24 protein-coding genes are annotated in these 26786 nt (G+C 38.9%); 12 read left to right on the forward strand and 12 right to left on the reverse strand.

The window, feature by feature from the left end; translation table 11 throughout:
- The first annotated feature begins 77 nt into the window (after positions 1-77).
- Positions 78-779 (forward strand): glycosyltransferase family 2 protein, encoded by a 702-nt coding sequence (locus BAA9072_RS06450; RefSeq protein WP_201713860.1) that lies wholly within the window; start codon positions 78-80, stop codon positions 777-779.
- A gap of 61 nt (positions 780-840) precedes the next feature.
- Here BAA9072_RS06450 and BAA9072_RS06455 read toward each other — a convergent pair whose 3' ends face one another.
- Positions 841-1752 (reverse strand): NAD-dependent epimerase/dehydratase family protein, encoded by a 912-nt coding sequence (locus BAA9072_RS06455; RefSeq protein ID WP_201713861.1) that lies wholly within the window; start codon positions 1750-1752, stop codon positions 841-843.
- An 83-nt stretch (positions 1753-1835) separates the two neighbouring features.
- Positions 1836-2903, reverse strand: coding sequence for a glycosyltransferase family 4 protein (locus BAA9072_RS06460; RefSeq protein ID WP_201713862.1), 1068 nt, complete (start codon positions 2901-2903; stop codon positions 1836-1838).
- 266 nt (positions 2904-3169) lie between these two features.
- Between BAA9072_RS06460 and BAA9072_RS06465 the strand changes: the two genes are divergently transcribed.
- From BAA9072_RS06465 to BAA9072_RS06490, 6 genes are all read left to right on the forward strand, one after another.
- On the forward strand, positions 3170-4129 hold the full coding sequence (locus BAA9072_RS06465) for a YncE family protein (RefSeq protein ID WP_201713863.1): 960 nt from the start codon (positions 3170-3172) through the stop codon (positions 4127-4129).
- Between the two features lie 204 nt (positions 4130-4333).
- Entirely contained in the window at positions 4334-5554 is a 1221-nt protein-coding gene (locus tag BAA9072_RS06470) for a glycosyltransferase family 4 protein (RefSeq protein WP_201713864.1), read from the forward strand.
- A 177-nt stretch (positions 5555-5731) separates the two neighbouring features.
- Entirely contained in the window at positions 5732-6826 is a 1095-nt protein-coding gene (gene wecB / locus BAA9072_RS06475; RefSeq protein WP_201713865.1) for a non-hydrolyzing UDP-N-acetylglucosamine 2-epimerase, read from the forward strand.
- A complete protein-coding gene (locus tag BAA9072_RS06480; protein ID WP_201713866.1) occupies positions 6816-7808 on the forward strand; it encodes an SDR family NAD(P)-dependent oxidoreductase in 993 nt (330 codons plus the stop codon). Before wecB ends, BAA9072_RS06480 begins: the two co-directional genes overlap by 11 nt.
- Positions 7805-8626, forward strand: coding sequence for a dTDP-4-dehydrorhamnose reductase family protein (locus BAA9072_RS06485; protein ID WP_201713867.1), 822 nt, complete (start codon positions 7805-7807; stop codon positions 8624-8626). The genes BAA9072_RS06480 and BAA9072_RS06485 overlap by 4 nt, the downstream gene beginning before the upstream one ends.
- Positions 8623-9504 (forward strand): NAD-dependent epimerase/dehydratase family protein, encoded by an 882-nt coding sequence (locus tag BAA9072_RS06490; protein ID WP_201713868.1) that lies wholly within the window; start codon positions 8623-8625, stop codon positions 9502-9504. Before BAA9072_RS06485 ends, BAA9072_RS06490 begins: the two co-directional genes overlap by 4 nt.
- A gap of 59 nt (positions 9505-9563) precedes the next feature.
- On the opposite strand, the gene BAA9072_RS06495 is transcribed toward BAA9072_RS06490, so the two are convergent.
- The 5 genes from BAA9072_RS06495 to sat all read right to left on the reverse strand — a co-directional run bounded on the left by BAA9072_RS06495 (position 9564) and on the right by sat (position 14931).
- Positions 9564-10445: a glycosyltransferase family 2 protein gene (locus tag BAA9072_RS06495; RefSeq protein WP_201713869.1), complete on the reverse strand. Its 882-nt coding sequence runs from the start codon at positions 10443-10445 to the stop codon at positions 9564-9566.
- A 108-nt stretch (positions 10446-10553) separates the two neighbouring features.
- Positions 10554-11324 (reverse strand): 3'(2'),5'-bisphosphate nucleotidase CysQ, encoded by a 771-nt coding sequence (gene cysQ / locus BAA9072_RS06500; protein ID WP_230980776.1) that lies wholly within the window; start codon positions 11322-11324, stop codon positions 10554-10556.
- Positions 11325-11379: 55 nt separating this feature from the next.
- Entirely contained in the window at positions 11380-11976 is a 597-nt protein-coding gene (gene cysC / locus BAA9072_RS06505; protein ID WP_201713870.1) for an adenylyl-sulfate kinase, read from the reverse strand.
- Between the two features lie 21 nt (positions 11977-11997).
- Positions 11998-13755 carry an SLC13 family permease gene (locus BAA9072_RS06510; RefSeq protein ID WP_201713871.1) on the reverse strand — a complete coding sequence of 586 codons (1758 nt, stop codon included), beginning with the start codon at positions 13753-13755 and terminating at the stop codon, positions 11998-12000.
- A 27-nt stretch (positions 13756-13782) separates the two neighbouring features.
- A complete protein-coding gene (gene sat / locus BAA9072_RS06515) occupies positions 13783-14931 on the reverse strand; it encodes a sulfate adenylyltransferase (RefSeq protein WP_201713872.1) in 1149 nt (382 codons plus the stop codon).
- A 542-nt stretch (positions 14932-15473) separates the two neighbouring features.
- On the opposite strand from sat, the gene BAA9072_RS06520 reads away from it, so the two are divergent.
- Positions 15474-16676 (forward strand): hypothetical protein, encoded by a 1203-nt coding sequence (locus tag BAA9072_RS06520; protein ID WP_201713873.1) that lies wholly within the window; start codon positions 15474-15476, stop codon positions 16674-16676.
- Between the two features lie 39 nt (positions 16677-16715).
- Here the strand turns inward: BAA9072_RS06520 and BAA9072_RS06525 are convergent, their stop codons facing one another.
- Positions 16716-17789, reverse strand: coding sequence for a coiled-coil domain-containing protein (locus tag BAA9072_RS06525; protein ID WP_201713874.1), 1074 nt, complete (start codon positions 17787-17789; stop codon positions 16716-16718).
- Between the two features lie 320 nt (positions 17790-18109).
- Here BAA9072_RS06525 and BAA9072_RS06530 point away from each other — a divergent pair, with 320 nt between their 5' ends.
- On the forward strand, positions 18110-18874 hold the full coding sequence (locus BAA9072_RS06530) for a CsxC family protein (RefSeq protein WP_201713875.1): 765 nt from the start codon (positions 18110-18112) through the stop codon (positions 18872-18874).
- A 143-nt stretch (positions 18875-19017) separates the two neighbouring features.
- Here BAA9072_RS06530 and BAA9072_RS06535 read toward each other — a convergent pair whose 3' ends face one another.
- The 3 genes from BAA9072_RS06535 to BAA9072_RS06545 all read right to left on the reverse strand — a co-directional run bounded on the left by BAA9072_RS06535 (position 19018) and on the right by BAA9072_RS06545 (position 22373).
- On the reverse strand, positions 19018-20316 hold the full coding sequence (locus tag BAA9072_RS06535) for a hypothetical protein (protein ID WP_201713876.1): 1299 nt from the start codon (positions 20314-20316) through the stop codon (positions 19018-19020).
- Positions 20317-20649: 333 nt separating this feature from the next.
- Entirely contained in the window at positions 20650-21405 is a 756-nt protein-coding gene (locus BAA9072_RS06540; protein ID WP_201713877.1) for a CsxC family protein, read from the reverse strand.
- A 188-nt stretch (positions 21406-21593) separates the two neighbouring features.
- A complete protein-coding gene (locus BAA9072_RS06545; protein ID WP_201713878.1) occupies positions 21594-22373 on the reverse strand; it encodes a CsxC family protein in 780 nt (259 codons plus the stop codon).
- A 239-nt stretch (positions 22374-22612) separates the two neighbouring features.
- Between BAA9072_RS06545 and BAA9072_RS06550 the strand changes: the two genes are divergently transcribed.
- Both BAA9072_RS06550 and BAA9072_RS06555 read left to right on the forward strand, forming a co-directional pair.
- A complete protein-coding gene (locus BAA9072_RS06550; RefSeq protein WP_201713879.1) occupies positions 22613-23794 on the forward strand; it encodes a ParM/StbA family protein in 1182 nt (393 codons plus the stop codon).
- 12 nt (positions 23795-23806) lie between these two features.
- Positions 23807-24190: a hypothetical protein gene (locus BAA9072_RS06555; protein ID WP_201713880.1), complete on the forward strand. Its 384-nt coding sequence runs from the start codon at positions 23807-23809 to the stop codon at positions 24188-24190.
- A 56-nt stretch (positions 24191-24246) separates the two neighbouring features.
- Here BAA9072_RS06555 and BAA9072_RS06560 read toward each other — a convergent pair whose 3' ends face one another.
- A complete protein-coding gene (locus BAA9072_RS06560) occupies positions 24247-24822 on the reverse strand; it encodes a CotY/CotZ family spore coat protein (RefSeq protein WP_201713881.1) in 576 nt (191 codons plus the stop codon).
- Positions 24823-25219: 397 nt separating this feature from the next.
- On the opposite strand from BAA9072_RS06560, the gene miaB reads away from it, so the two are divergent.
- Positions 25220-26785 carry a tRNA (N6-isopentenyl adenosine(37)-C2)-methylthiotransferase MiaB gene (gene miaB / locus BAA9072_RS06565; RefSeq protein WP_201713882.1) on the forward strand — a complete coding sequence of 522 codons (1566 nt, stop codon included), beginning with the start codon at positions 25220-25222 and terminating at the stop codon, positions 26783-26785.
- The last annotated feature ends 1 nt before the right edge of the window (position 26786 follow it).

A 26786-nucleotide genomic window follows, 5' to 3' on the forward strand; every position in this document is an offset into this window, starting at 1 on the left:
TGGGATAGTGGTACAAGCAACTTCGAGGAATTGACATATAGTATTATTATCACTTCCTACGAAAGCGGTGAACGAAAGTGAAAGTATCAATCATTATACCTTTTTACAATTGTCCTTATATCGATCAAGCTATCAATAGTGCTCTTCGTCAAACCTATAAAAATATAGAAGTCATCGTTGTGGATGACGGCTCAACTCAGTATGTAGAAAAAATTCAACCTTTCAAAAACAGAATAAAATATATAAGGAAAGCAAATGGTGGGACGGCTACTGCTTTGAATACCGGCTTAAGGCATGCAACTGGAAAGTACTTTGCGTGGCTGAGTTCAGATGATATGTTCCTGGAAAGCAAGGTAGCGAAACAACTTTCATATATGCAGTCTGTAGGGGCGAGACTGTCTTATACTGCATTTAAAACCATCGATCGTCATAATAAAGTAGTAAATGAGATTCACTCGAGGAAAATGAGTAAAAACGTGTTTCAAAAACTCCTATTAAAGGCATGTCCTGTAAACGGCTGCACTGTGATGGCTGAAACGGATTTACTAAAACAGGCAGGTTGGTTCGACGAAAGATTGAAATACACACAGGATTATGAAATGTGGTGTCGGTTGACACAGCACACTCACATGCATTATTTGGATGAAGTACTTGTATTATATCGGGTCCATTCCGATATGGGCTCTGCGAAAAATGGGGGAGGAATGGTAAAGGAATCACAATATATTCAAAACAAATATCGAAATTTCTTTAAGATGTCCCGCAAAAAAGACTTGTGAAAAAGACAAAAATCATCAATCAAGTAGTGAATCTTGATTGATGATTTTTTGCTTCTGTCATTTAATTGAAAAGGGATAAGTGCGTTTCCTTCAGACCTTCTTCAATTGAATAGTGAGGTTTCCAGTTTAATTCACGTTTAGCAAGACTGTTATCTAAACAGCTATGCTTTATATCTCCCTGCCGATCGGTTGTATGAAAGGAAAGGATTTCATTTGAATGGTACCTTTTTAGTAATGCAATCAATTGGAGAATGGATGTCCTTTCCCCTGTACTGATGTGCATCGTCATTTGCTTTCCTTTAACAGCTGCATCAATATTTGCATCCACCACATCCTGTACGTAAACATAGTCACGCGTTTGCAGTCCATCACCGTTAATTTTCAGCTTTTCATTCCTCAGGAGCTTTTCGAGAAATACGGCTATGACCCCTCCTTCTCCTTTAGACGTTTGCCTAGGTCCATACACATTTCCATACCTGAGGATGGAGAAGGGAACCTCAAAAGTATCGCCATACAATTTTATATAGTTTTCCGAGGTTAGTTTAGATAACCCATAGAAGGATATGGGAGAAGGGTGGCAGGTTTCGTTAATGATATCACTTGATACATTACCGTAAACGGCTGATGTAGAGGAAAAGACAAAGTTTTTCACAGGGAAGTGTCTGCACGCCTCCAATAAGTTGAGTGTTCCAGCTATATTCGTTTGCATATCTTCGAATGGAGAGCTGGTGGAACGTGAAACATCGGCTTGAGCAGCCATATGAAAAATATAGTCGGGTCTTTCTGAAACTATGACATTATATGCATCAGACGAAGAAATATCTATATTATGGAATTCTGCTGATCTATTCAAGTACTCTCGCTTTCCGCTGCTTAAATTATCGATTACATGAACACAAGAACCTCTGGAGATTAACGTATCTACTAAATGGGAACCGATAAAGCCGGCTCCTCCTGTAACGATTGCTTTCAACTGGCATCTCACCTTTTACTATTTTTAATAGCATATGCGCAAGATCACACTTTTGATGGAACACAAGCCCCAAGCCTAGAAAACTAAAGGTTTATTGACTTTAGCATGTTGGCGAAATGAATACTGTACTGTTGGTGACTAAATTGCGATTCTAAATGAAGCAGGGCGTTTTCGATTATATATTGACGAAGCTTTGTATTGTTCATCAATTCTTCAGCTTGTTGCACCGCGTCCTGAATATTCCCTATCTGATAGTATTTACCCGACTGATTATGCAAAATCGAACTTCTGACTCCATCGGAATCAGTCGTAAGGACCGGACATCTGCAACTCATGGCTTCCAATAATGAATAAGGAGCACCTTCCACTTTAGAGGTAGAGCAAAGGAAGCCCCCTGAATCCCCAATTCTGGAGAAGTAAGCAGGCATCTGATTATGAGGTACATTTTGCAAAACATGCACGTGCTTATCTAAATTTAACCTGCTCTTTAATTGAATAAACTCATTTCTCTCCTTGGGGGTTGACAAGCTTGGATCTTCAAACATATATAAATCGATTGCTTGATTTTTTTTAGTTAATTGATGACCAATGTGTAAAAACTCACGCCAATTTTTGTTATCTTCTAGCCGGCCGATCCATGCCACAATCGGTTTTTGCTGCTTCGGTAACTTCTGATAAGTGAAGGCTTTATGATCAAAACAATTATTAAATTCAAAGATGGGTGTGGTTTTGAAGAACTCCCTGAATATGGAACCGATATGTGGTGTTTTAGGATATAAGAGTGCATCGCAATAGTTTTGTACAAAGGGAATGGCAAGTTGTAATTGCTGCCTCGCCACGGCCTGTGGACCGAACCCTTGAATTTCAAGAATTAATTTCCCTTTGTACCCCAATTTCCGAAACCTTTCCATAGCAGCATAATCCGAAGTGATTACGATCGCGTCATATCTCGTTTTTTGTAATATACTCTTTATTTCATGATCACTATTTGTGATGAAGACATTTGTGTGCTCATGATTCATTAAGTTTCTCCGTTTACTATAATATAAAAAGTCACATGTAATACCAGCATGCTTAAGGGCAAGGGCTCTTTGTCTGTTTAACGTTTCAACACCACCGCTGGGTACGTAAAAAACGAATAGTACTTTCATATGTCATCCTCCAATCATTTTACGTTTCCAAAAATACAATCCTATTATTTTTATATGTGAATGGAATTAGATTGTAGAGGGCTATCCGGCTATTTTCAAAAAAATGGTCCTATTTTATTTCATAGGTATGTCAAAAGAAACAAGCTGTACATAGAATATTGAGATACGTCTATCGGGTTAAGAACTGAATCCAATTGAACTTTAATCCGGACATGGTGCAAAACGATATAAAGAGTATCATTTTTATCAAAATGAGGTGAGAATACTTGAAAGATTTATTCCTTGTCGGAGCAGAACAAAAGTCCAAAGTAATGAACGATTGGGAACAATTTAGAAAAGCGGTCGTATTGAGAATGGATGGTGCGACGAAAGAAATAAAGAGAGTAATTGAATATATTTCTCCACAGGAAGTGTGTCCTGAGCATGAAGCGTCGATTTCATTTACAGCAGGAACATTAAGAGAAAATAAATTATACGTTGGTACCCAAACGGAAATCCTTATATACAATGTCATAACCAAAACATTGATAGATTACGTGAGCTTGCCATTATTCAATGATGTTCACCATGTCACTTCCAGGAAGAATGGAAATCTTCTGGTCGCTAATACGGGGCTGGATATGGTCGTGGAACTTGATCTGAAGGGCAATGTTATTAATCTTTGGAATGTGATGGGAGGAGGACCGTGGAGTCGATTCGATCCTGACACTGACTATAGGAAGATCTCCACCACTAAACCTCACATGTCCCATCCCAATTTTGTCTTTGAACTTAACGGTGAAGTGTGGGTGACAAGGTGCTTACAAAAAGATGCTATATGTTTGACAGATAGACAAAAGCGAATAAATATTGGTCGTCAGCTTATTCATGACGGGGTCGTTTATAACGGGAAAATCTATTTTACACAGGTTGACGGAAGAATCGTTATAGTTAATGCCTCCACATTAAAGGTTGAAAGAGAAGTGAATCTGGTTGAAATAAGCAGGCACAACGAGAAAATCGGATGGTGCAGGGGAATTAAGCCATTATCGGAAGAACTGATCCTAATAGGTTTCTCGCGGATAAGACCATCCAGTAAGAAGAGAGCGGATGGATCTACCTATTATGTTGGTGATTATGGTGTAATGCCGACAAGACTTGCTTGTTATAATATTAAGTCGAACACACTCCTATGGGAAAAAAACCTTGAGGAGCAAAACATGAATGTCATTTACTCTATTCATTGATTCGCAACAAAATATCTTTTTCTCATAGGAGTGAACTGCATGTTACCGAGAAAGAATTACTTTAGGCATGTTTATGGAAACCCCAAGCCGACTGTTACCAACCATCAAATTAGGGCAGCCGGACCATTAAAACAAAAAAGATTATCCATACCTGATGATAGATTAAAATCCATTTTTGATCTATGCCCAAAGGTTTGATGAAATATGAAAATACTAATCGCCACCGTCTTCCCGCTGCCTGGAGGAGGCATATGGTCGTTTGTCTCAAACCTAAGGGAGAATCTCATCAAGCAAGGCCATCAAGTGGATATACTTTGCACCAGGGATGATAATAGGAAGGTGGTCATTCTTGGTTCGAACAAAATCATCGACCTATGCCAGTACCGCACCCGAGTCAATAAGAAATTAATGCGTACTGTGCCCCATTTGGCGAAAGAATCATGGGTGTATCATGTAGAGTTGAACCGGTATATCTTTGAACAAGGCGTCTCTACTATAGATTTGACGGCTTATGATATCATCCATGCACAGGATGTCATCGCAGCCGTAGCGCTGAGCCGAATTAAACCTCTTCATGTTCCTCTCGTTACGAGTGTTCATGGCTTTTTGACAGGAGCAATCTTTCATCAGTATAAGTCAAAGCACATGACCTTGGGTGATCGAGAAATCTGGAACTCCTTTCTTCTTCAATATTATTCCCGTCTTGAACAAGTTGGATATGAAACCAGTGACTACATCCATACATCCAGTCAATGGATGAGAGGGATCATAGAAAACGAATTCAAAGTCATCCCTTCCAAGATCCATACCCACAGATATGGCGTGGAACTTTCTAAATTTAATCATGGCTTACTGCCAAAAAAGAATAGAAGTAAGAAAATTATTCTAGTCATCAGTCGACTTGTCTACCTTAAAGGCCTTCATCACCTCATTGAAGCATTATCATTCCTGAAGAATAAGGATACATGGGAGTGCAGGATTTTGGGGGAAGGGGAGATGGAAAAAGAGTTAAAAGCCGAGTGCAGGAGACTCGGCATCGAGGGGAATGTGAAGTTTTTGGGTAATACCACCAAGGTGAAAGAACATTTACAACAATCGGATATGCTTGTCCTTCCAAGTCTTCAGGAGAACCAGCCGTTTGCAGTGATAGAAGCGCAGCTGCTCGGCGTACCTACAATTGTAAGCAATGTGGGCGGACTTCCCGAAATGGTAGTGAACTACAAGAATGGGTTGATTACAGAAAGAGCAAACAGCAGACACTTGTCAGAAAAAATGGGCTACCTTCTGGACAATCCGCATATTCGTGAACAAATGAGTCAATTTGCTGTCCAAAGGGGAAGAGAAATGTGGAATGTCAATGCATTGGGACTTTCTATGTCTCAGTTGTATGTTCAAGCCATTCAGAGAAATCATCGGGTAAGATAATATTTTTAAAATTGTGGATACAAAATACAGGTAAAAGCCTCTATCTAAGGGGGCTTTTATCGTTTAAGAAAGTTAAAAACCGGACACCAGCCTTTTTTGAAAATAGAGAGACTAGTCTAGGACATGTCCCGATTCTTAACATAAATATAATAAGAGAAAGAAAAAGGAGAGGTGATCATGAAGATTGTAACTGTCTTGGGAACAAGGCCGGAAATAATCCGATTAAGTCTTATCATGAAGAAACTGGATTTACTTGCGGATAAACATATCATTGTTCATACAGGTCAGAACTTTACCCATTCCTTAAATAATGTCTTTTTTAAAGAACTGGGGTTAAGGGAACCTGATTATGTGTTGGCGGATAAACAGAAATCACTGGGTGAACAACTTTCATCTTTATTTACCGAATTGGAAAAAATTCTAATGAAAGAAAAGCCGGATAAAGTATTGGTGCTTGGAGATACAAATAGCGGACTTGGTGCCATCCTTGCCGAAAGAATGATGATTCCAGTCGTCCATATGGAAGCGGGGAACCGTTGTTTTGACTTGAATGTACCAGAGGAGAAAAATCGTAAAATCATTGATGCGGTATCTTCCTACAATCTCGTATACACTCCTTACAGCAAAACCAACTTGCTAAAAGAAGGAATGACAGCAAGCAAAATCATCATAACAGGAAACCCGATTTTTGAGGTGCTTACCCACTATGATCAACAGATTGAAAAGAGTGCCATCCTTCAACAATTAACACTGGGGAGACAAGAATATTTCCTGGCAACGATTCATCGTGCTGAAAATGTTGATATCTCCGCTCATCTTACCTCCATTGTCAACGCATTGAACCAGCTGGCAGACAAGTATAAAAAAAGAATCATCCTGAGCACACATCCAAGAACTCGTTCAAAACTGCACTCAGCCTCACATTTACACTTACACCCCCTCATTGAACTACATGAACCATTTGGCTTTTTTGATTTCATTAAGCTTGAGAAAAATGCATTTTGCGTATTAACGGACAGCGGTACCGTTCAAGAAGAATGTTGTATTTTTCATATTCCAACCGTAACCGTAAGAAAGACAACGGAGAGACCGGAAACCGTGGATTGCGGGAGCAATTTCATATCCGGCATAAAGGAAACCAACATCTTAAGCGGTGTAAGGGTGATGAGTTCGAAACCATCTAACTGGACATGTCCTCCAGAGTATCTAGATACAAATGTTTCAGATAAAGTGATTAATATTTTATTAGGGGGTTCTGACATTGTTTACTAATAAGACCATTTTAGTGACTGGTGGTACCGGTTCATGGGGAAATGAACTGGTATCTCAGCTGCTTGAAAAAGATCCGAAAGAAATCCGTGTATTCTCGCGAAATGAAACGAGCCAGGTATTAATGAAGCAAAAATTTGAAAGTCATCCTAAATTGACTTTTGTCATAGGGGATGTAAGGGACAAAGAAGCCGTTTCGGAGGCTTCCCAAAAAGTTGATTATATCTTTCACCTTGCTGCGCTTAAACATGTCCCTGTCTGCGAATTTCAGCCATTAGAAGCGCTGAAGACGAATGTTTTGGGAACGCAGAATATCATTGATGCAGCAATCGAAAATAATGTAGAAAAAGTCATTAATATTTCTACTGATAAAGCAGCGAATCCTTCCAATTTTTATGGATTCACAAAAGCCATGGGAGAAAAGTTAATTATCAATGCAAATGTACTAACAGATAAAACGAAGTTTGTATGTGTACGTGGAGGAAACGTCTTGGGTACAAATGGGAGTGTTATCCACGTATTTAAGCATGGTATCAAAACAAAATCCAAAATCGGCATCACTGATAAAAAGATGACCCGTTTCTTTCTGACGATAAAAGATGCTATTAAACTATTATTCAAGGCTACGTATGAAAGTCATGGAGGAGAAATCTTCGTCATGAAGATGCCAACGTGTAAAATCATTGATCTTGCCCAAGTATTAATCGATCAATATTCACCAAACCAGGAAGTGGTCATTGAAGAACTCGGGATACGTCCGGGAGAGAAACTGCATGAGCTTCTATTAACAGAATTTGAGAGTCATAATACTATCGTTTATGACAATGAGTATTTTGTAATCCTGCCGACCATTCCGATCAAAGGCCTCATGGAGTATTATGAAAATTTCCCTCAAGTAGATCTTGATACGTATTCTTCCAGTGATAACATCATCCCTTACGGTCAGATTAAGACAATGCTGAAAGATGGAGGGTTTCTAGAATGAAGATACTTGTTCTAGGAGGCCACGGAATGGCTGGTCACGTCATCGTTGACCATATGAAACGATGTGGTCATCAGGTGTTATATTCAGTAAGGAAAGAAGATCCTGAAGGGATTCTATTGGATGTAAGGGATGTTCAAGATGTAAGGAAGGTCTTGGTTGACCAAAAGGCTGACATCGTCATTAATGCAACGGGTCTCCTAAATGAGTATGCTGAAACGCACGTAATGGAAGCGATCCAGGTAAACAGTTTATTACCTCATACTTTGGTGGAGATAGTAGATGAATACGGTGGTAAACTTATTCACATTAGTACTGATTGCGTGTTTTCAGGAGATAGGGGAAGGTATGCAGAAGCGGACATTAAAGATGGTACAAACGTATACTCCAAATCAAAGGCATTGGGAGAAATTGAAGACATTCCACATCTGACGGTACGCACTTCCATCATAGGGCCGGAATTGAAAATGAATGGCATTGGTCTTCTGCACTGGTTTCTTCAACAAAGCGGAAAGATCTATGGCTATCAGAATGTCTACTGGAATGGCGTCACTACATTGGAACTGGCAAAAGCGATTCAATCATTTGTTAAAGATGACGTTTCAGGGCTTTATCATTTAAGTTCAGTTCAAAGAATTTCTAAATACGAACTCCTGCTTCTCTTTAAGGAAATCTTCAAGCATGATGATGTTGATATTACACCAGTTACGGAACCGGTCCATGACAAAACCCTTATTCACACAAGAAAAGATTATAAATACTCCGTACCAAGCTATAAGGAGATGCTTAATGAACTCCGTGAGTGGATGAAGGGAAGATGAACAGAGTATTCATCACCGGAGCGACGGGTTTCACAGGAATCCATGCTTGCGAGTATTATAACAAGATGGGCTTTGAAGTTTATGCTGCGGTACGCAGCCAAACTCATCCAATAAAAGAAGTTCGGAGTGTGCATTGCGATTTAATGGATGCAGAAGCTATGAAGGCACTACTTAAAACCATTCAACCTCATTTGATCCTGCACTTTGCTGCTCAGAATCACAGCGGTCGATCATGGACAGAGCCGTTATCCACGTTAAATACGAATGTAATAGGGACGTTGAACCTTCTGGAAGCAGTTAAAGGTGCCGCTCCATATGCACGCACGCTCATCACAGGCTCAGTAATCGAATACGATCCATGCCACTCCAATGAGCCGAATCACCCATATGGGTTATCAAAGTATATTCAGGTACTTTTATCAACAAGCTGGTCAACGTTCTATGACCTGGATATTCGAGTTGCCAAGACGTCCAATTTAATCGGCCCCGGTCATTCCAATGGCATTTGCTCATTGCTTGCACAAAAATGTGTACAGTATCGCAAAGGAGGAGGGGAAGGTTTTCACTTCCATAATATACTGGACCATCGGGATTTTCTGGATGTAAGGGATGCTGTAAAAGCATATGATTGCATACTCCAAAAGGGTGGTAAAAATGAGACCTATGTCGTTGCATCAGGGAAAAGTCATAGATTTATAGATATGGCAAAAGATTTGAAGAAATTAACTCAAAGTGACATTCCATTAACGACGGAATATTTTTACCATTCCCCAAGTGTTCATTATGTAAATGATAAACTGACAAATCTCCTCTGGGAACAAACTTTTTCCATGAATCAAAGTTTGGAAGATATTGTAAAATATTATGAAAACCAATAATCATGTATCTCATGACAGCTGAGAACCTTTATGGCTGTCATGAGATTTTTTTGCTTTTTCTAGAAGTAGATGTTGAACTTCTTAAATAAATCTTCTATGTCCATTTTTCTTCTTTTTAGATATTGAGCCCTTTTACGTAATACCCCATCTTTGATCACTTTTTTTTCTATTGTTGTTGCTGATCCATGAACAACCAGGGATTTTGCTTTTTTTATTCTCTTATCATCAAAATGAAGATAAGCCATTCTGATTAAATTATAATAAATCCCTTCATAATTCACATTATAAGGATGACTTGTTCTAAATAGATGCAGGACGGAAACTTGAGGATCACAATGACACCGATATCCAAAAAGCCACAGCTTAAGGGATAACTCAACATCTTCATGTCCCCAGGTCGAAAAACCTGTCTCAAAACCGCCTATGTCATTAAAGACCCGTTTTGAAGTAATGATACAGGCGCCAGGTAAGACGGCCGTTTCGAATACTGTTTTACGTTTCTGATGCCATTTGATCTTGAGTGACGGGGTCAGGGACTGTCCATAGCCCTTAATGGCCGGGGCCCCAATGGATCCGATGGCAGGACAGACGGCGTCGCTTGTCCCCTTGGCGATATGATAGACCAAACGATCTATCCAAAAATTTTCAAAAGTCATATGAGCGTCACAAAAGGCTAAGTAGTGATGCTGAGCATTTTCAGCTCCAAGATTTCTGGCATTTGCAGGCCCCACACCATTTGTCCGGATATACGTTACTTTGTCACGGAATTGGTAGTTTGTTAGAAAGTTGCAGCATTGATCAGTCGAAGCATCATCCACTAGGACGGCTTCCATTTCAATGTTAGACTTCACCGAGAACAAAGAATCCAGAGTCATTTTTACATTTTTACCTTCGTTACGCACTGGGAAAATGATGGATACCTTCGGGGGCATATTTCCCATATTCTCGCTCCTTTGCTCTGAAATATTCTACGTTAGTGTATGTAAGAAGCGATTATCCGTGAATAAAGAAAGAGGCTGCGTCTCTTGCCGCAACCTCATGAATCATGATTACATGGAACATAGGAAAGAGGGATTCGTAAGGCATTCTTTATTGTATACCAGGGGATTACCGGTGTCATATACTATCACCTTGCCATTCGCTTCCTCCACAATGATCTGACCGGCAGCTGTGTCCCATTCCATTGTAGGATCCAGTCGGGGATAATAGTGTGCACACCCTTCTGCAATCATACAAAACTTTAATGAACTTCCTATTGAAACAAATTCAAGGTTCCCCTCTTGCAACTGAAGGTCGTTGATATAATCTTGAGTTGCTTCTGAAAGATGGGACCTGGAAATGACGACTTTCTTTTCCCCAGTTGGGGAGGTAGTAATCTTTTCAGTCCTTCTTCCCAATGAGGAGCCGGCATGTGAGAGTTTATAAGCCCCTTTGTCCTTTTCAGCATAATAAAGTGTATCCAATACAGGGGCATAAATGACGCCAAGTACAGGTGTCCCCCTCTTAATGAGTGCGATATTAATAGTGAATTCACCGTTCTTCTTAATAAATTCTTTCGTTCCATCCAGAGGATCAATCAGCCAAAAGGAAGACCAATCCTTTCTCTCTGTGAAGGGTATTTTAGCTCCTTCTTCACTGAGTAATGGCATAGAATTGAGTTTGCTTAATTCGACTTGTATATGTTCATGGGCTATCTGATCTGCAACAGTCAAGGGGGACATATCCTCCTTTTCATGAATCGTATACACTTTGTCGTAAACTTCCAATACTTTTTTTCCTGCTCCGATCGCGATTTCAATAACGTCCTTCAGCATGTTCATATCAACTCCTAATCTATTCCATAATAAAGTAGGTGTACATATTGATTGATTCCGATTAAACCAATCGTTTCATCTTTAAATAGTCTACAATTTGCCTGGCTGATTCTTCAATATTCTGCTTTTCAGTGTCGATGATCATTTCAGGGGAGGCGGGGATTTCATAAGGCGAATCAATCCCTGTAAAGCCTTTTAACTCACCATTCTTCACCTTTTCGTAGAGCCCTTTTGGATCTCGGTTGGCACATGTCTCAACGCTTGCCTGAACATAAATCTCAATGAATTCTCCCTTCGGCAAAAGAGATCTGACGAATTCCCGATCCGCTTTTAAAGGAGAAATAAAAGCAGCTAAAGTTAAGATACCTGCATCGACAAAAAGTTTCGACACTTCTCCAATTCTTCGGATGTTTTCTTTTCGGTCCTCTTCTGAAAAAGTCAAGTCATGGTTTAAGCGGTGACGGACATTATCTCCGTCTAATCGGTATGTGTGTATCCCCAGCTCATACAGAGCCTTTTCGACCTCTACTGAAATTGTTGACTTTCCAGAACCGGATAACCCTGTAAACCAGAGCAGCGCACTCTTATGCCCATTTAGATGTTGCCGGTCTGCCTTCATGACTTTGCCCTCATGCCATGTAATATTCTTCTTATTCATCGTTTCACCTCCATCAGAAATTTACAACCAGAAGTAATAGATCAATGCTACAGTGGTGATCATGGTTAGGATGTTTAAGGGAATCCCCACCTTTAAAAAGTCTTTGAATTGATATCCTCCTGGACCGTATACAATCAAGTTTGTTTGATAACCGATCGGTGTCGCAAAGCTGGCAGAAGCGGCAATGGTGACGGTTACGGCCAATGCAATGGGATCTAAATCCGTAGATTTCGAGATTTCCAGGATAATAGGGAACATCAGGACAGATGCAGCGCTGTTCGTCATCATTTCCGTAAATACATTGGTTAATAGATAGATTGCCGTAATCATAGCAAATACTCCAAATGGTTTCGAAGCATCCATTAACAAATTGGCCAGGAAAGTGGCAACTCCGGAGTTAATCATGGCATATCCGATACCGAAGGAGCAGGAAACGACCATCAATACATTCCATTGAATTGCATTCTTTGCTTGTAGGGGGCTAACAATCCTTAAAATAAATAATAGTAATGTGACTAATGCCATCCCTTTAAGCATCGATATAACACCCAATGTTACGAGAAGGATGATGGCTCCTAATAGTAAGATAGAAAGCCAGCCCTTTGCCTTTTGTTTTCGTGTGATCATGGTATGTTCTAGGGGGGCGGCAATGTAGAAGTCATTTGTATGGGTTTCCTTATAAAAATCCGTTCCAGTGACAAGTAATAAAATATCACCAGGCTTTAAGATGATGTCACCGATTTTGGCCTTCAAGCGCTGGTTCTGTCTGTGAACAGCTATAACTGCTGCATTATATCTGCTCCTGAAATTCGTATGCTTAATCTTCTTATATAGCAAGGATGAATGATGGGAAACTACTGCCTCTGTCAACTGATGATGTTTTGGAAATGAGGTTCCACCATTACTTTGTAATTTTAGGCCTTTATGAGATTGAAGCTCAGTAATAGTCGTAATATCCCCAGTGAAGATCAGGCGGTCATTTCCTTTTAATACCGTTGCATTTGATACAGGAGAGATGATCTCATCATCCCGAATGATACTGACAAGAAACAGACCTCTTAAGCTTCTTAAACTGGCTTGCTCAACGGTTTTATGAATAAAAGGAAAGTCATCTTGGATAAATATTTCACCTGTAAACTCTCTTAAAGATTCTAAAGTAACCGGTATGCTTTGCCGGGACGGAAGTAAGGAAGAACTAAAGAAAATGAGATAACATAAACCAATAAGTGTAATAGGTAACCCTATTTTACTTAGTTCAAAAAACGTGAAGCCCTGCAGATCAGAGTCAAGAAGTAATCCGTGGACAACAAGATTCGTGGAAGTACCAATGATTGTAATAGTACCACCGAGAATCGTGGCATATGAGAGTGGGATCAGAAATTTTGAAGGGGGGTATCCATGATTTTCACACCATTTCTTTACAAGGGGAGTGAATGCAATGACAATTGGAGTATTGTTTAGAAAAGCGGATAGGAAAGATATAGGGAAAAGTAATTTGGCAAGTAAATGTTTTCTCGAAGATGTCCTATCTAATAGCTTCTGAAAGGCATGATCCACAATCCTGCTGTTTTGGATACTGCCTGCTATGATGAACAGTAGCCCGATGGTCAGCATCCCTTCATTGGAAAAGCCTCTTGTAGCTTCCTGAGGCGTAATGATGCCGGTCATAACAAAGAGGAGGAGAATAGAGGGAAGAATGATTTCCGGGCGCTCCACTTCAAAGACCATGAGCGAAAGCATTGCGATCATTCCAAATATAACAATATAAAATTCAATCATGATGCTGTCTCCTTAATCATGATCCCTCTAAGAATCTTTTCTCATTTCATGCAAAAGAACCTCAATCACTTCCGGTCTTGAAAATTCTTTAGGGGGCATCATTCCGTCTTTTAACATTTTCCGTACTTTTGTTCCACTGAGATGGATATGACATTCATCTGTATGGGGACATGTTTTGGAGGTAGCCATTGTTCCACACTTAACACAATAGAAAGCATGCTCAAACTTCAAGATCTCGATTTCTATCTCGTCCCTGGAAAATTGATTGAAGATTTCCTGGGCATCGTAAGTTCCATAATAATCCCCGACCCCTGCATGATCCCTGCCCACAATAAAGTGGCTGCAACCGAAATTTTTTCTCACAAGACTATGGAAAACGGCCTCACGTGGTCCGGCATATCTCATCGCTGCAGGGAAGGTGGATAACAGAACCCGATCTCTTGGATAGTATTCATCGAGTAATACCTTATAGCTTTTCATCCGTATATCTGCGGGAATATCACCTTGTTTTGTATCGCCAACCAACGGATGGATCAGTAGACCATCTACATTTTCCAGAGCCGTTTTTTGTATATATTCATGAGCACGATGAATCGGGTTACGGGTCTGAAAGGCAGCGACTGTTTTCCAGCCCAATTCCTCAAATCGTTCCCTTAGTTTTTTGGGAGTTTGAAAGCCTTTCAAAAAAGTACGAGGGAATTGAAGGAGTTTAACTGGCCCAGCAACATATACTTCATCTTTTTGGAAGGTTCTCTGAACACCAGGGTGGAGTTTGTCCAATGTTTTAAATACAAAAAGGGCTTCCGCTTCTTTACTATATTCATATATTTCTTCTATATCTAATGTACCGTAGGTCTTTCCATCTTCACCTTTAAGGGAAACTGTCTCCCCGATGGATAATGAATCAATCGATTGTTTGGGAACTGTAAGGGTAATGGGCAAACTCCAAACAAGCCCATTTGACAGCCTCATATCTTTCAGCACTTGTAAATAGTCTTTCTGCTTCATGAAACCGGTTAAGGGACTGAAAGCTCCGGTTGAGATCAATACTAAGTCGGACAGCCCCCAAGAATCCAACGTAATTGCGGGGAATGTGGACACTCTGTTCAGTAACTCTTCACGCTCCTTCCCTTTGACAACTTGATCAACGAGTTTACCTCCGTGTGGGGATATCATATAAATTCTCCTTTCCAATCAATAGAGTGAATGTAACGTAATAATGGAAGACAAGAAACTTGTTCCATCTGCCCAAATAGTGAAGTGTAAAAAACTAACTCCTTTACTTTTACTAGTCTATGTGAAAAATATCCGGGGGAGAGGGCTGTCATATAAAACAAACATCAGCCTACACCCAAAAGCGAAAGCGACTTGAACAGAGGCGAAAAGCATAAGCTGAGCCTGACAAAAAGGCATTTTTTGCCTTTATGTCAGGGTTAGCTAATGACCTCGAGCCTCTAGTCGCTGCAGCTGGATGACCCAAAAGCGAAAGCGACTTGAACAGAGGCGAAAAGCATAAGCTGAGCCTGACAAAAAGGCGTCTTTTGCCTTTATGTCAGGGTTGGCTAATGACCTCGAGCCTCTAGTCGCTGCAGCTGGATGACCCAAAAGCGAAAGCGACTTGAACAGAGACTTCAAGCAATTCATATGCAGAAATTCATATTTCATTTCCGGTATTCATATGATACAAAGACTACAACTTAAGGGCGGTGAGCCTGTACATGAAATTAACTATCAACAACCATGATTGGGGAACGATTCCGGTACATTCCATAGCTGCCATCCAATTTTATTGTGCGGAGAACAATCATCAATTTCACTTGAACGAAGAAGAACAAAAAGTGGATGTGAAAAGTTCCCTTCACGGAAAGAAAGTATGGTTATCAGTAAACACACCAAATGCGAACGTAAACAAGGAAATAAATGAAAAAGTAATCGGTGTTTTAACCCATTATGGAATTGACGTTTCTACAAAAAGTGATACTGACAGAATTAGGGACGGGGATTTATTTGTTGACTTAGTGTCGAGTAAATCAAAGGGAGATAACAGGTCTATATCTGTTGGTTATAATGAAAGATTGAATTCCATTAATGTGAAAAAAAATCTCTCAATATATAAGCATGAGCTTCAGTTTAAAGGATATTATTTGATCCCTGAGCACCACGCCATTCCCCATCTAAGATGTTCTTTAAAGTGTAAGGACGATGAGTTCCTGCTAAAAGAAGCCCCTGACATTCTAACGCATTGTGTACTTAAAACGTTACTTGGAAACCAAAAGCCCAGCTTACTGGATTTAAATGTTCTTCATTTAATTCAAGCAACGAGTAATCAGACAGGGGAATCAGACACAAATACGGTTGAGAAGAAGCCAACGAAAGATATCCAAATGGATGAAAAAACGTATGAAGAAATCAAAATACGAAAAGCAAACCGGAAAGTCCGTGAAGCCCAGGAAAAAAAGCCATATGCGGAAATATATTTTGATTACAATGTAATACCCAATCGGAAATCAGAACGCTATTCCATTAAAGCTGATTTCTTCATAAAGAACACTGGAAATGTAGACTTAACGAATCCGAAAATCTGTTTTCGCATGGATCCACCTGATAAGATTGAAATCGGTGGACAGATCCTACCCCCTGAAATGAGCGAGATCTTTTCACTCCAAGGTCAAAACGGTGCACAAGGGTGGAAGTATATGGGGAAGGATTGGTTGGAGAAGGCTTATTCCACAGGAGAATATTGGATAGAAACTATACAGGAATCTTTTATTCCCCCTGGTGAAACGATAAAAGTGGAAGGACTGCAATTTACGGTTGAAAGTCTTGAAGAACAGGAAGCTTCGACCATTTTAGGGTTTGTTTTATTTGAAGCTGAGGAGCTCCAGCTTAGCTCAAATAATAAGATCAAGATTACGTTTTAACCAAAAAAGATGCCACGGAAATTCTGTGGCATCTTTTTTTTATTCCTCTTCAACGTCATTATAATGATGATCTACGGGTGCTGGGAATTTCTCTATAGAAGGTTTTTGACGGGCTTTAATGATATGAGTCTGACTTCGTTTTTGGCTTTCCACCAGCCTCTTTAGCTCCAATAGATTATGAGTCAATATGGAATTATAGTCCCGAATAGAGTCAACCTCAGTAATGAATTCCAGAAACCTTTCCTCTACCTGCTCAAACTTCCCCTCTAGCACTTCATTCTGTAGAGTAAAGTGAATTTCCTGCTCCTGCTCAAATGCTTCAATTCGTTCATCCTGTTGTTTCGTTCGTTGATCGATATCTGCAAATTGTGAGGATAGCCACCATTCATTTTCTTCAAAATGTTTTTGATATTGACTGATGAATGTTTTAAGATATTCCATCTTTTGCTTTTCAGCTTCTATTAACTGATCCTTAGCGAATTGCAACGAATCAAGAGTATGATTTCTTTCAGCCATTACCTTTTCTAACTCTTCAGCTTTTGATATCAGTTTATAAAACATTTCTTTTTTCGTATCTTCAGAACGAGCTAATGCAGAATTCAAATCCGAAATATGGAGTTTTTTGCTTTGGAGTTCACTGTCCAAGCTGTCTAGTTTTCTTAGGTGCAGGATCGTTTCCTCAGATAATACTTTATTTTCACTAAACAGTTCTTGCTGGTTCTTCTCTAGTTCAGTTAGTTTTTGAGTTAGTTGTCTTTGTTCGAGCTTAGTAGAAAGGAGCTCTTGTTGGAGTTCATTTTTAGCAACTTGTTGCTGTTGTAATAACTCCTCCTTTACATGTAGAGCGTCGTGAAGTGCACGAACTTGACTTTCTAATTTCTCTTTCCCTTCTTTAAACTGATTTCGATCTACAATGAGCTCTCGTTCAACTGAATCGTTCTCTTCTATTCGAAGGTGAGCAAGTTTTAATTCTTCCTGTACCTTTTTAAGTTCGGCCTTATGATACTCATTTTCAGCGTACAGATAACTACTTTTCAGAGTTCGAATCGTTTTATTCAGGTTCTCTATTTCAGATTTTAGATAAAGGACTTCTTGATCAGAAATCGCGTACATCGGTGATAAATTAGCTTCCTCCTTTATTATAATCTCCTCCTATAGTTTTTTACTCTATTGTATGGATTCCTTTAAGAAAAGGTTACAAAAACCCAATCTGAGTATATGATTCAACTAATTGCCTCAAAAGTTTTCGTTACGTTTCATAGATTAATAGAAGTAATGCTAGAAATATGTTGAAGCCTACCGACACTCGTCCACTCATTTATGTGGAAATAATCATAGATTATAATAAGTCAATAGAAAGGGGATATTTATTATTTCCTCTACACTTAGGCCCTTTCTATTGATTAATTTATGACTATCAGGAGTGAATTAATATGAAAAAGAATACAGGGTGCGGGTTCGGCGGCCATCATGGATGCCCTCCACAACCATCTGGTGATAAGGCAAAGTCAAAAAGCTTATTTACAGAAACATATGTACCAGACCTTGATTTAGAAGAAGTAACGGTTGTTCTTGGAGATGTATTTCTTCAATCTCTAACTGAAGCAGAGATTTATCTTCCGACTTATGCAAGGGCAATTAAAAATATTGAGAAAAACGTCTCACTAACCCAGTGTAAAGCCATTCCTATACCAGGCTTTCCGGAATATGTTAAATTATTCGTAGAGGGAATTGTCCACAAGAATATTCAATATGTAGAAGGTTCTTACGGAGTGGTAAAAGACTATAGTGTTGACATTCCTTTTAAAGCGTATGATCGAGTAAGACTTGCTAATCCTGTCAACAAACCATTTGGAATTGACTTCAGCATTAAGGAAAATGTCTTGCAAAGAAGAGAACTTGCCAAAGATGGAATGGGTGCAAGCCGTTGTGAATTCGGATCATTAACATTTGAAATCAATAATGAGCCTATCAACTGCAAACTACTTGCATCTGCAGTAAATCAGTGGGACATTACTGAAAACTTTGATAATTGGGGACGATTTAATAAAATCACAGAAAAAATGGACATTAACCTTTTGATTAAATTAACGCAAAAGAAACAAGAGTTCGCTGGAGATGCGAATACTGGTGAAGGAGAAGCTCAGCAAGGTCCTGAAGCAGTCTTTAATCGTTTCAGAAATATTATCCAACAATAATGGTTAGCACAAAATGCCATAGGCAGACTCGTATTGAAAGACGAGAGTCTGCCATAACGGCATTTTTATTAAGGAATATTGAGATATCAGAGTAAAAAAGGATTTCACAATGAGTGGGTATACCTTCCTCTTTATACATATCATTAAATCTCTTCATTCACATTGAATTGGACAAATTGTTCTTGCGTTAAATGGAGGCATAAAGTTAAACACCCTTGGACTTTCAGGGTGGCCTTTTCTTCTTGTGTTAAACACTCCTGCTGACTAATAAACTTGAAATCGTGTAGAGAATGGTTGATTGAATCACAATAAGAATAATGACTTTCATTATGAGTGGTCATTCCTTGGTTGCTTTGAGCAATGAAAGTGTATTCTCTGTGAAAACTCTTAGGGATTTTTGGTGGGATTTTCCAACGAGTATGACTGGTGTGATTCCATTCAATTGGGATTTTCACTGAATGTACAGAACTTGTTTCTCCTGGATTTACATATTCAATCGCAGCAACAAGAATCCCTTTCACAAATACAACCGAAGAAGGCGAAGGGATATGTGTGTGAAGAGAATGAATGGACCAATGGATTGTCTGTATATATTCAATTGGGAAGGGGAGATCAATATTTTTAAAGATGGTTACTTCAATGCGTATAGTAGACAATACAACTGGAATTTTTACAGTTAATGAATGACACCCTGGTGATTTAATTTCCTTCACTTCTTCGGTATGGTTCTCCGCTGTAAGTTCATTTTCGAAATGCTTTTTAAGATCAGTTAGTTTCGGTTGGTCTTGTTCGATTTCCTCTACATAATCTTGACGGGTATTCATCAAATCAAGTTCAGTTGAAATCTTTTTAAGAACAGAAGTTAAGCAACCTATGGAATGAACGAAATCCTCCTTTTCATTATTAATTAAAGTAGGCTTTTTTTTACAGTATATCGTTTCTAAAAAATGAGTAAATGGAGAGTATTGATTTCCTTCGTTGTCAAGGTCCAACGAAGAGGAATAATGATCGTTGAACATACAAATTTGTTCGTGATGATGTGGAACGTGTGGATTATCATTTCCATTTTCTTGTAGGAAGTTTCCTACTTCGTTCGCATTCGAGTACTCTTCTGAAGATATACTTTCATGGTTTGTCATCTTTGACATGGAGATATCCTCTGAACTGCCATCAGTTCGTTCCTCTTCCAACTCTTCATTCAACATCATGAATATTTCTTCTCGTATCGACACAGATTCATTTTCATTGGCTGAAATCCTTTTTTCAAATTCATCATCCATAGATGGCTCGATACCTTCATTATAATCTGGGGTCGAAAGCTCAATCTTGTTCCTTTCATCAGGAAGATCCTCTTTGGAATGATTGGGGATCAGGTACTCCTCTTCCTTCTCATCACCCCGATCATCAGAAGTGCTTAGTTTGTCTTCTTGGCCGATTTCCATATCCATGACCTTAGGAGGAGGGAAAAATGTTGGGTGCGTAAGAATTTCTTCCTGAGACTCCTTTGGAGGAATTATATCATTTGATGCCATTTTATCGTTATTTACACTTTTTTCAATTGAAGGATCATGCTTTTGATTAAGATTAAATAAAGAAAATGAATAATGAGGTTGATTTTTTTGAGTCGGTTCATGTTTGTTTGTTTGTTTTTCTTCCATCTTATTTAGAAAATGTTTTTCTATATCATCATATTTATCATTTCTCATAATTATGGTGATTGGTGCGCTTCAATCACACCTAATCCTTTACCTCCTCTCTAAAATGAATGGTCATTCTCAGTCGCAATCATCATTCGTGGTGGAGGTAACCCGAATTTGCTGGTTCTGTAGGACTTTCACACATATATCTATGACCATTTTTTCTTCGATTGTTCGGAAGTAACCTTCTCCAATCGGACCTGAATGAGGGAGTGGACAGCGATCGATGGCTTCATCCCATTCAATAATTTTACTGGAAACTATTTCACAGTAAGGTATTTCATTGTAATATTGATGACTTTCTTGATGAAACTGAGATAAATCATGTGATTGAAACTCATCCTTTTCTGGATACCCCGAAGGTAATGGTTTCGAAATAAAGAAATCAAATTCTTGACGATTATTTACTTCAGGCATCACAGGCATCGATAAGAAATGCTTAATATCTGTCACACATTGAAAAGGTATATCTACTGTATAAGAATGAAGATCTGAGGCAATAGAAGACTGGGAAGTATCTTCAATTTCTTTACAAGGGCTTGCATATTGGATGTTTTTTCGAACAAAACCTTTTACAAAGAGTTTATTAGAAGGAAGAAGAAGTCTGCACTGTGTTAGTTTAATCGTTTTTTTAATATCTTTAATTTCCAAGACGGCTTCTGGAAATGTAATCGTCGCATCTACATTTACCTCAAGTGACAGTTCAGCCAGTACGACAGGTACCTTGGTCACAATTTTACCAATACTAACATTCGGATGGTGACAATGGCTGTTACATTCATGCAAATTTGACGTAACGTTACATTCTGACATTTTATTATAGTTATCAAACATAAGGGGCCTCCTAAAGCAAGATACTGACATCTTATGATTAAGAATGATTGTTGTTTGGGCCGAAGCCTATATGTAAAGAGACTAATTATCGGGAACCCGTTACAAACACTTAGGAGAGTAGTATAGAATGAAAAAACACTCCCTCTACTGTTGTTCTTACAGTAAGGGGAGTGCCGGTTACATAACTATTATGCATCTGCGTCTAATGCATCAATACGAACCTGTTGTTTTTGTAATACTTTAATGGTGAAGTTAAGGGACATTTTTTCTAGCATATTGTAGAAGTATCCTTCACCTACAGGACCTTCAGATACACGATCTGTTGATTCATCCCACTCTAGAATGCTGCTGGAAAGCAGTTCACAATAGGGAAGCTGATTATAGTATTGCGTGCTATATTGATGGAATTGGGAGATGTCGTTTGACAAATATTGATCCTTCTCAGGATAGCCTGTCCCTAAATCTTGAGCTCTAAAGAAGTCAAATTCCTGTCGATTATTTGTTCTCGGAAGTTGGACTGGTGACTCGAGGGTAATCGTAGTCATACATTTAAAAGGGACGCGGACTGTTAATGATTTAATGTCAGAAGATACACATGATCCATCATATCCGGAACCTCCACAAGGTGTGGCATATTGAATGTTTTTGCGTACATATCCTGATAACAACAATGGAAATTGCGCACCAACACCACTGAAGTCACCATTACTGGTTGGAATAGTCATTAAACGGCACTGAACAATTTCCACCTTCTTTTTTACATCTTTAATTTCCATTACAGGTTCTGGAAATGTGATATGTGCTTCAAGATTACTGGATACATTATACACTCCTAGATCTACTGGAACATGGATAGTCCTTTCGCCTGCCGGGGTAAGAATGGGATCTACTGCCGTGTTATCGCAGTGATCGAGTGATGCAGATTTATCCACATTCACACAGTTTTTATTCTTATTATAATCACTCATTTTTTTTCCTCCTAATTAATTTACAATATTTAAACTACACTTTATAGTATGCTGAACGAATCTATTAAGAGTGGTTAAATGAATCAGTATAAGAGTGGAAATTTACAAGAGAAAACCATTCTAGTAGAAAATCAAATAATTCATTTCCATTTTACGTTACTAGACTGAAAAAATATGACTGGGTACGTGCACAGATGTTTTCTATCCATGCATAGGCTTTAAGGAAGGAGGCGGATGAAATGGATGGGCAAAATTATGTTGCTGTGGACTTAGGAAACAGCTTTTATAAAGTACTTGCTTCAATAAAAGGTGAAATGACTGAATATTGCATGCCAAATGCAATTGCTTTATTTGATGAAGAATTTTATGAAAAACCTTACGACGACGAGGATGTTTTATTACAAGACAATTTGATTGTGGAAGTGAACAGTCAAGCGTTGCATGAGAAAAGAGATATTTTCTATATTGGTAAGGCAGCAGCGAGACAGCGTAATGTGAGTTTAACATCCTTTAATAATCAGAAAGTAGATGAAGACCGTACTTACACTCTTTTATTCGGCATGGTGGCATTTCACGCTGTAATGAACAACCAATCAGAAACAGATGTATCCTTTGAGATAGATCAATTGGCGGTCTCTTTGCCAACTACTCAATATAAAGAGCGCAAAGATACGCTGAAAAGCCGTCTGATCGGTACTCATACTGTATATCTTCATAAGGTGCCAGGAATGGTCGCTTCTAAAGAAATAGTTGTCCGACTTCATATTAAAGATGTCATTATCGGGGCAGAAGGAGCCTGTGCATATCTGGCGTTAACTCGAGATAGTGAGACATTAGGTGTTAAAGATGAATCTCTCTTACAGGATTCTGCCAAAGGGATCCTAATCGGTGATCTGGGAGGGGATTCAGTGGATTTTGTAGGAATAAAAAACAATAAGCCAGTAGCCTCCATTGAAGGTGAGCCATTTGGGATTAACCAGTTTTTAGATCATATTATACAGAAAGTCAGTAAGTATGAGTTATACAAATTCGATTCAAGATCCGAACTGGAGGAAAAGCTGGTGGCCGGTCAATCCGAGTGGTATGTCGAACCCTTCGCGGGTGTGAAAAAGGATATAAGTAAATATATTATTCCACAGTTAAAATCATTGGCCATTAAATATCTGGAGCATTTCGATAGAGTTAGAAATAGCTCAAATGAAATCAAGGGGGCAGTCAAATACATTGCAGTAGGTGGTGCTGCTAAAATAGCCGAATCTCATATAAGGGAAGCGGCAGTGAAATGGGCAGAAAGAGGTCGCCCTATTGAATTATTCTTCCCTCCAAATATGGAAAAATTAAATGTGTCAGGATTAATGATACTTGCAAAATTAAATCAATTAAAAAACAATCCTGTACATGTCGAATATACAAAAAGCTAAAGGGTGATGGATATGCCTAAGAAATATACAGATTATTTTCATGATACGATTCTAACGATCCCCGAGAACTTTATTAATGTTAAAACAGGGGAAACAGAAGCCATCACTTCTAAGATACAAGATCAAATCGCTTATCATTCTAAAAATAATACGTTGATTCATCTTGTTTTTTCTGCTTTGCATGATTATTTTCACGGCACTGAACCTGTTCATAAAAATATGGCATCAGATGCCATATTGGAAGAACTATTAGAATTAAAAAGAATGCTGCTCCAAGATGGATATGATTCATCCAAGAGCTTGAAAGAATGCCCGATCGTTAGTCGAAAAGAACCAGACCATACCCCAGTGGAATTGAAAGATATTGAAGATCTGCTAGAAGCTTTTGGAGGATAAAAAAGGTGAACGACTTTTGTTCACCTTTTTTTAATAATGAATATATTCTAATGTTCCTATAGATGAACGGCGGGAAGACAGGTAATAGCACAGAAACAAGACAAGTCTACAGTTATACAAATACCTGTTTTCATCAAGTCCTCCACACTTTTGTGGTCTATTTGTTTACATGGTGATGAGAGAGCACACTTACTTTCATGTTTAAGGTGGGCATCGGCTTTATGGTGGTCGGATTTAAATGTCAATAATTCAAGAGTAGCACATTTATGATCAATTTCTTTTATTTTGAAGACGAAGGTTTCGATGCATTTGAATGTTTTATTCTTATCGGTAGGACAATGATAGGTGGTAACACCAGTACCCTTAAAAGGATGGCATCCACAATATAATAAAAAGGGGATGGTATTCTTTTTGTGCTTCTTTTTATCACACAATAAATCTTCAATGGATTTCTTGCAGGATGTATCGCAATCATGATCTTTTTTTACCTTTTCTTGAGCTTCCAGGATTGCTTCTAAAACGTCTTTGACACAATGATCATAATGCTTTGAATGTGATGTCCGGCATTTATGGTGTTCATAATCTTCATAATAATAGGTGTCATGGGTCAATGATTTTTGACTACAACTCATAGTTTTACACTCCTTTACAATTTACTACTAATTATCATACGTTCATAAGGGGAAATTCGATTGAGCCTCTAGCCTAAACGATAAAAATAGATTTTCTAGTACATATTTGATAGTTTTTAGTCTTTAAGTATTGCTCTTAGCGATGAGGGAGATTACATGTAGAATTGAGGGACTGAATTGAGAGTACATTGAATGAAAGCTATCAAGATAAAGTAGACTTAATAGCTAAAGATAAGATAGGAATGAAATATTTATCAACACTAACGCGCCTCTATTGTATGTAGCATTGAAAACCTTTATACTATTATAATGTGCAAGAATGTATATCCTGTTAATTCGGCCGGTTTTTTAATAGAAGATAAACGGTTTGGTTATAAAGGTAGAAAGGGGATTTTTCATGAACGAAGAACAGCGAAAACATGGACAACAATCGAAGTCTGTATCTCCAGCGGACCAAAAATCCGAAAAGGATTTCAGCAAGTACTTTGAAAGTGTCTATATCCCACCGTCGTTAAAAGATGCTAAGAAGCGTGGGAAAGAAGAAATCCAATATCATAATGACTTTACCATCGATGATCAATATAGGGGCCTCGGGGAAGGTAAGAAATTTTATATACGAACGTATGGTTGTCAAATGAATGAACATGATACAGAAGTAATGGCAGGTATCTTCATGGCACTGGGCTATGAAGCAACACATTCGACAGACGATGCCGATGTCATCCTTTTGAATACATGTGCGATTCGTGAAAATGCTGAAAATAAAGTGTTCGGGGAATTGGGACATCTAAAACATTTGAAAAGGGAAAAGCCGGAGCTCTTAATTGGGGTATGTGGATGTATGTCCCAGGAAGAATCGGTTGTAAATAAAATCCTGAAAACGTATCAGCAGGTGGACATGATCTTTGGAACGCACAATATTCATCGTCTTCCTAAAATTCTTTCTGATGCGTATATGTCTAAAGCAATGGTAGTAGAGGTATGGTCGAAAGAGGGGGACGTCATTGAGAACCTTCCGAAGGTCCGCCGTGGTAACATCAAAGCATGGGTCAACATCATGTACGGTTGTGATAAGTTCTGTACTTACTGCATCGTCCCGTATACCCGTGGTAAAGAGAGAAGCCGCCGTCCTGAAGAGATCATCCAGGAAGTCCGCCACCTTGCTGCCCAGGGCTATCAAGAAATCACTCTCCTTGGACAAAACGTGAATGCATACGGTAAAGATATCGAAGACCTCGAGTATGGTTTAGGTGATTTAATGGATGATCTTCGTAAAGTCGATATACCACGTATTCGATTTACAACGAGTCATCCAAGAGATTTTGATGATCATTTAATAGAAGTACTTGCCAAGAAAGGAAATCTGGTCGAGCATATTCATTTACCCGTGCAATCCGGTTCGACGGATGTTCTGAAGATTATGGCACGTAAGTATACCCGGGAACAATTCTTGGAATTGGTGGGTAAAATTAAGAAAGCTATGCCAGACGTTGCGCTTACAACTGACATCATTGTAGGATACCCAAATGAAACCAATGATCAATTTGAAGAAACACTTTCTTTATACAGGGAAGTGGGCTTTGAATCGGCATACACCTATATTTACTCTCCACGGGAGGGCACTCCTGCAGCGAAGATGAATGACAATGTGCCGATGGAAGTGAAGAAAGAACGACTTCAACGGTTGAATGCAGTTGTGAAAGAGTATTCTGCTGAAGCGATGAAGCAATATACGGGAAAAATTGTTGAGGTGCTTGTGGATGGGGAGAGTAAGAAAAACCCGGACATTCTTGCAGGCTACACGAGACGAAGTAAGCTCGTAAACTTCAAGGCTCCTAAAACAGCCATTGGAAAAATAGTGAAAGTAAAGATCACAGATGCCAAGTCATGGTCATTGGATGGGGAAATGGTCGAAGAAGGCTACATTGGAACAGAATTTCAAGAAGCGGTAGAGGTGAAATAAT

Source organism: Rossellomorea arthrocnemi (assembly GCF_904424705.1).
GTDB lineage: Bacteria > Bacillota > Bacilli > Bacillales > Bacillaceae_B > Rossellomorea > Rossellomorea arthrocnemi.

Bases quoted from the DNA above. Each gene is read 5' to 3' on its own strand.
- sat (WP_201713872.1), bottom strand. From the start codon at position 14,931: ATGATATCCCCACACGGAGGTAAACTCGTTGATCAAGTTGTCAAAGGG.
- BAA9072_RS06470 (WP_201713864.1), top strand. From the start codon at position 4,334: ATGAAAATACTAATCGCCACCGTCTTCCCGCTGCCTGGAGGAGGCATA.
- BAA9072_RS06530 (WP_201713875.1), top strand. From the start codon at position 18,110: ATGAAAAAGAATACAGGGTGCGGGTTCGGCGGCCATCATGGATGCCCT.
- BAA9072_RS06555 (WP_201713880.1), top strand. From the start codon at position 23,807: ATGCCTAAGAAATATACAGATTATTTTCATGATACGATTCTAACGATC.
- cysC (WP_201713870.1), bottom strand. From the start codon at position 11,976: ATGAATAAGAAGAATATTACATGGCATGAGGGCAAAGTCATGAAGGCA.
- BAA9072_RS06485 (WP_201713867.1), top strand. From the start codon at position 7,805: ATGAAGATACTTGTTCTAGGAGGCCACGGAATGGCTGGTCACGTCATC.
- BAA9072_RS06535 (WP_201713876.1), bottom strand. From the start codon at position 20,316: ATGGAAATCGGCCAAGAAGACAAACTAAGCACTTCTGATGATCGGGGT.
- BAA9072_RS06495 (WP_201713869.1), bottom strand. From the start codon at position 10,445: ATGGGAAATATGCCCCCGAAGGTATCCATCATTTTCCCAGTGCGTAAC.
- miaB (WP_201713882.1), top strand. From the start codon at position 25,220: ATGAACGAAGAACAGCGAAAACATGGACAACAATCGAAGTCTGTATCT.
- BAA9072_RS06460 (WP_201713862.1), bottom strand. From the start codon at position 2,903: ATGAAAGTACTATTCGTTTTTTACGTACCCAGCGGTGGTGTTGAAACG.
- BAA9072_RS06510 (WP_201713871.1), bottom strand. From the start codon at position 13,755: ATGATTGAATTTTATATTGTTATATTTGGAATGATCGCAATGCTTTCG.
- BAA9072_RS06550 (WP_201713879.1), top strand. From the start codon at position 22,613: ATGGATGGGCAAAATTATGTTGCTGTGGACTTAGGAAACAGCTTTTAT.
- BAA9072_RS06525 (WP_201713874.1), bottom strand. From the start codon at position 17,789: ATGTACGCGATTTCTGATCAAGAAGTCCTTTATCTAAAATCTGAAATA.
- BAA9072_RS06490 (WP_201713868.1), top strand. From the start codon at position 8,623: ATGAACAGAGTATTCATCACCGGAGCGACGGGTTTCACAGGAATCCAT.
- wecB (WP_201713865.1), top strand. From the start codon at position 5,732: ATGAAGATTGTAACTGTCTTGGGAACAAGGCCGGAAATAATCCGATTA.
- BAA9072_RS06520 (WP_201713873.1), top strand. From the start codon at position 15,474: ATGAAATTAACTATCAACAACCATGATTGGGGAACGATTCCGGTACAT.
- cysQ (WP_230980776.1), bottom strand. From the start codon at position 11,324: ATGAACATGCTGAAGGACGTTATTGAAATCGCGATCGGAGCAGGAAAA.
- BAA9072_RS06545 (WP_201713878.1), bottom strand. From the start codon at position 22,373: ATGAGTGATTATAATAAGAATAAAAACTGTGTGAATGTGGATAAATCT.
- BAA9072_RS06540 (WP_201713877.1), bottom strand. From the start codon at position 21,405: ATGTTTGATAACTATAATAAAATGTCAGAATGTAACGTTACGTCAAAT.
- BAA9072_RS06560 (WP_201713881.1), bottom strand. From the start codon at position 24,822: ATGAGTTGTAGTCAAAAATCATTGACCCATGACACCTATTATTATGAA.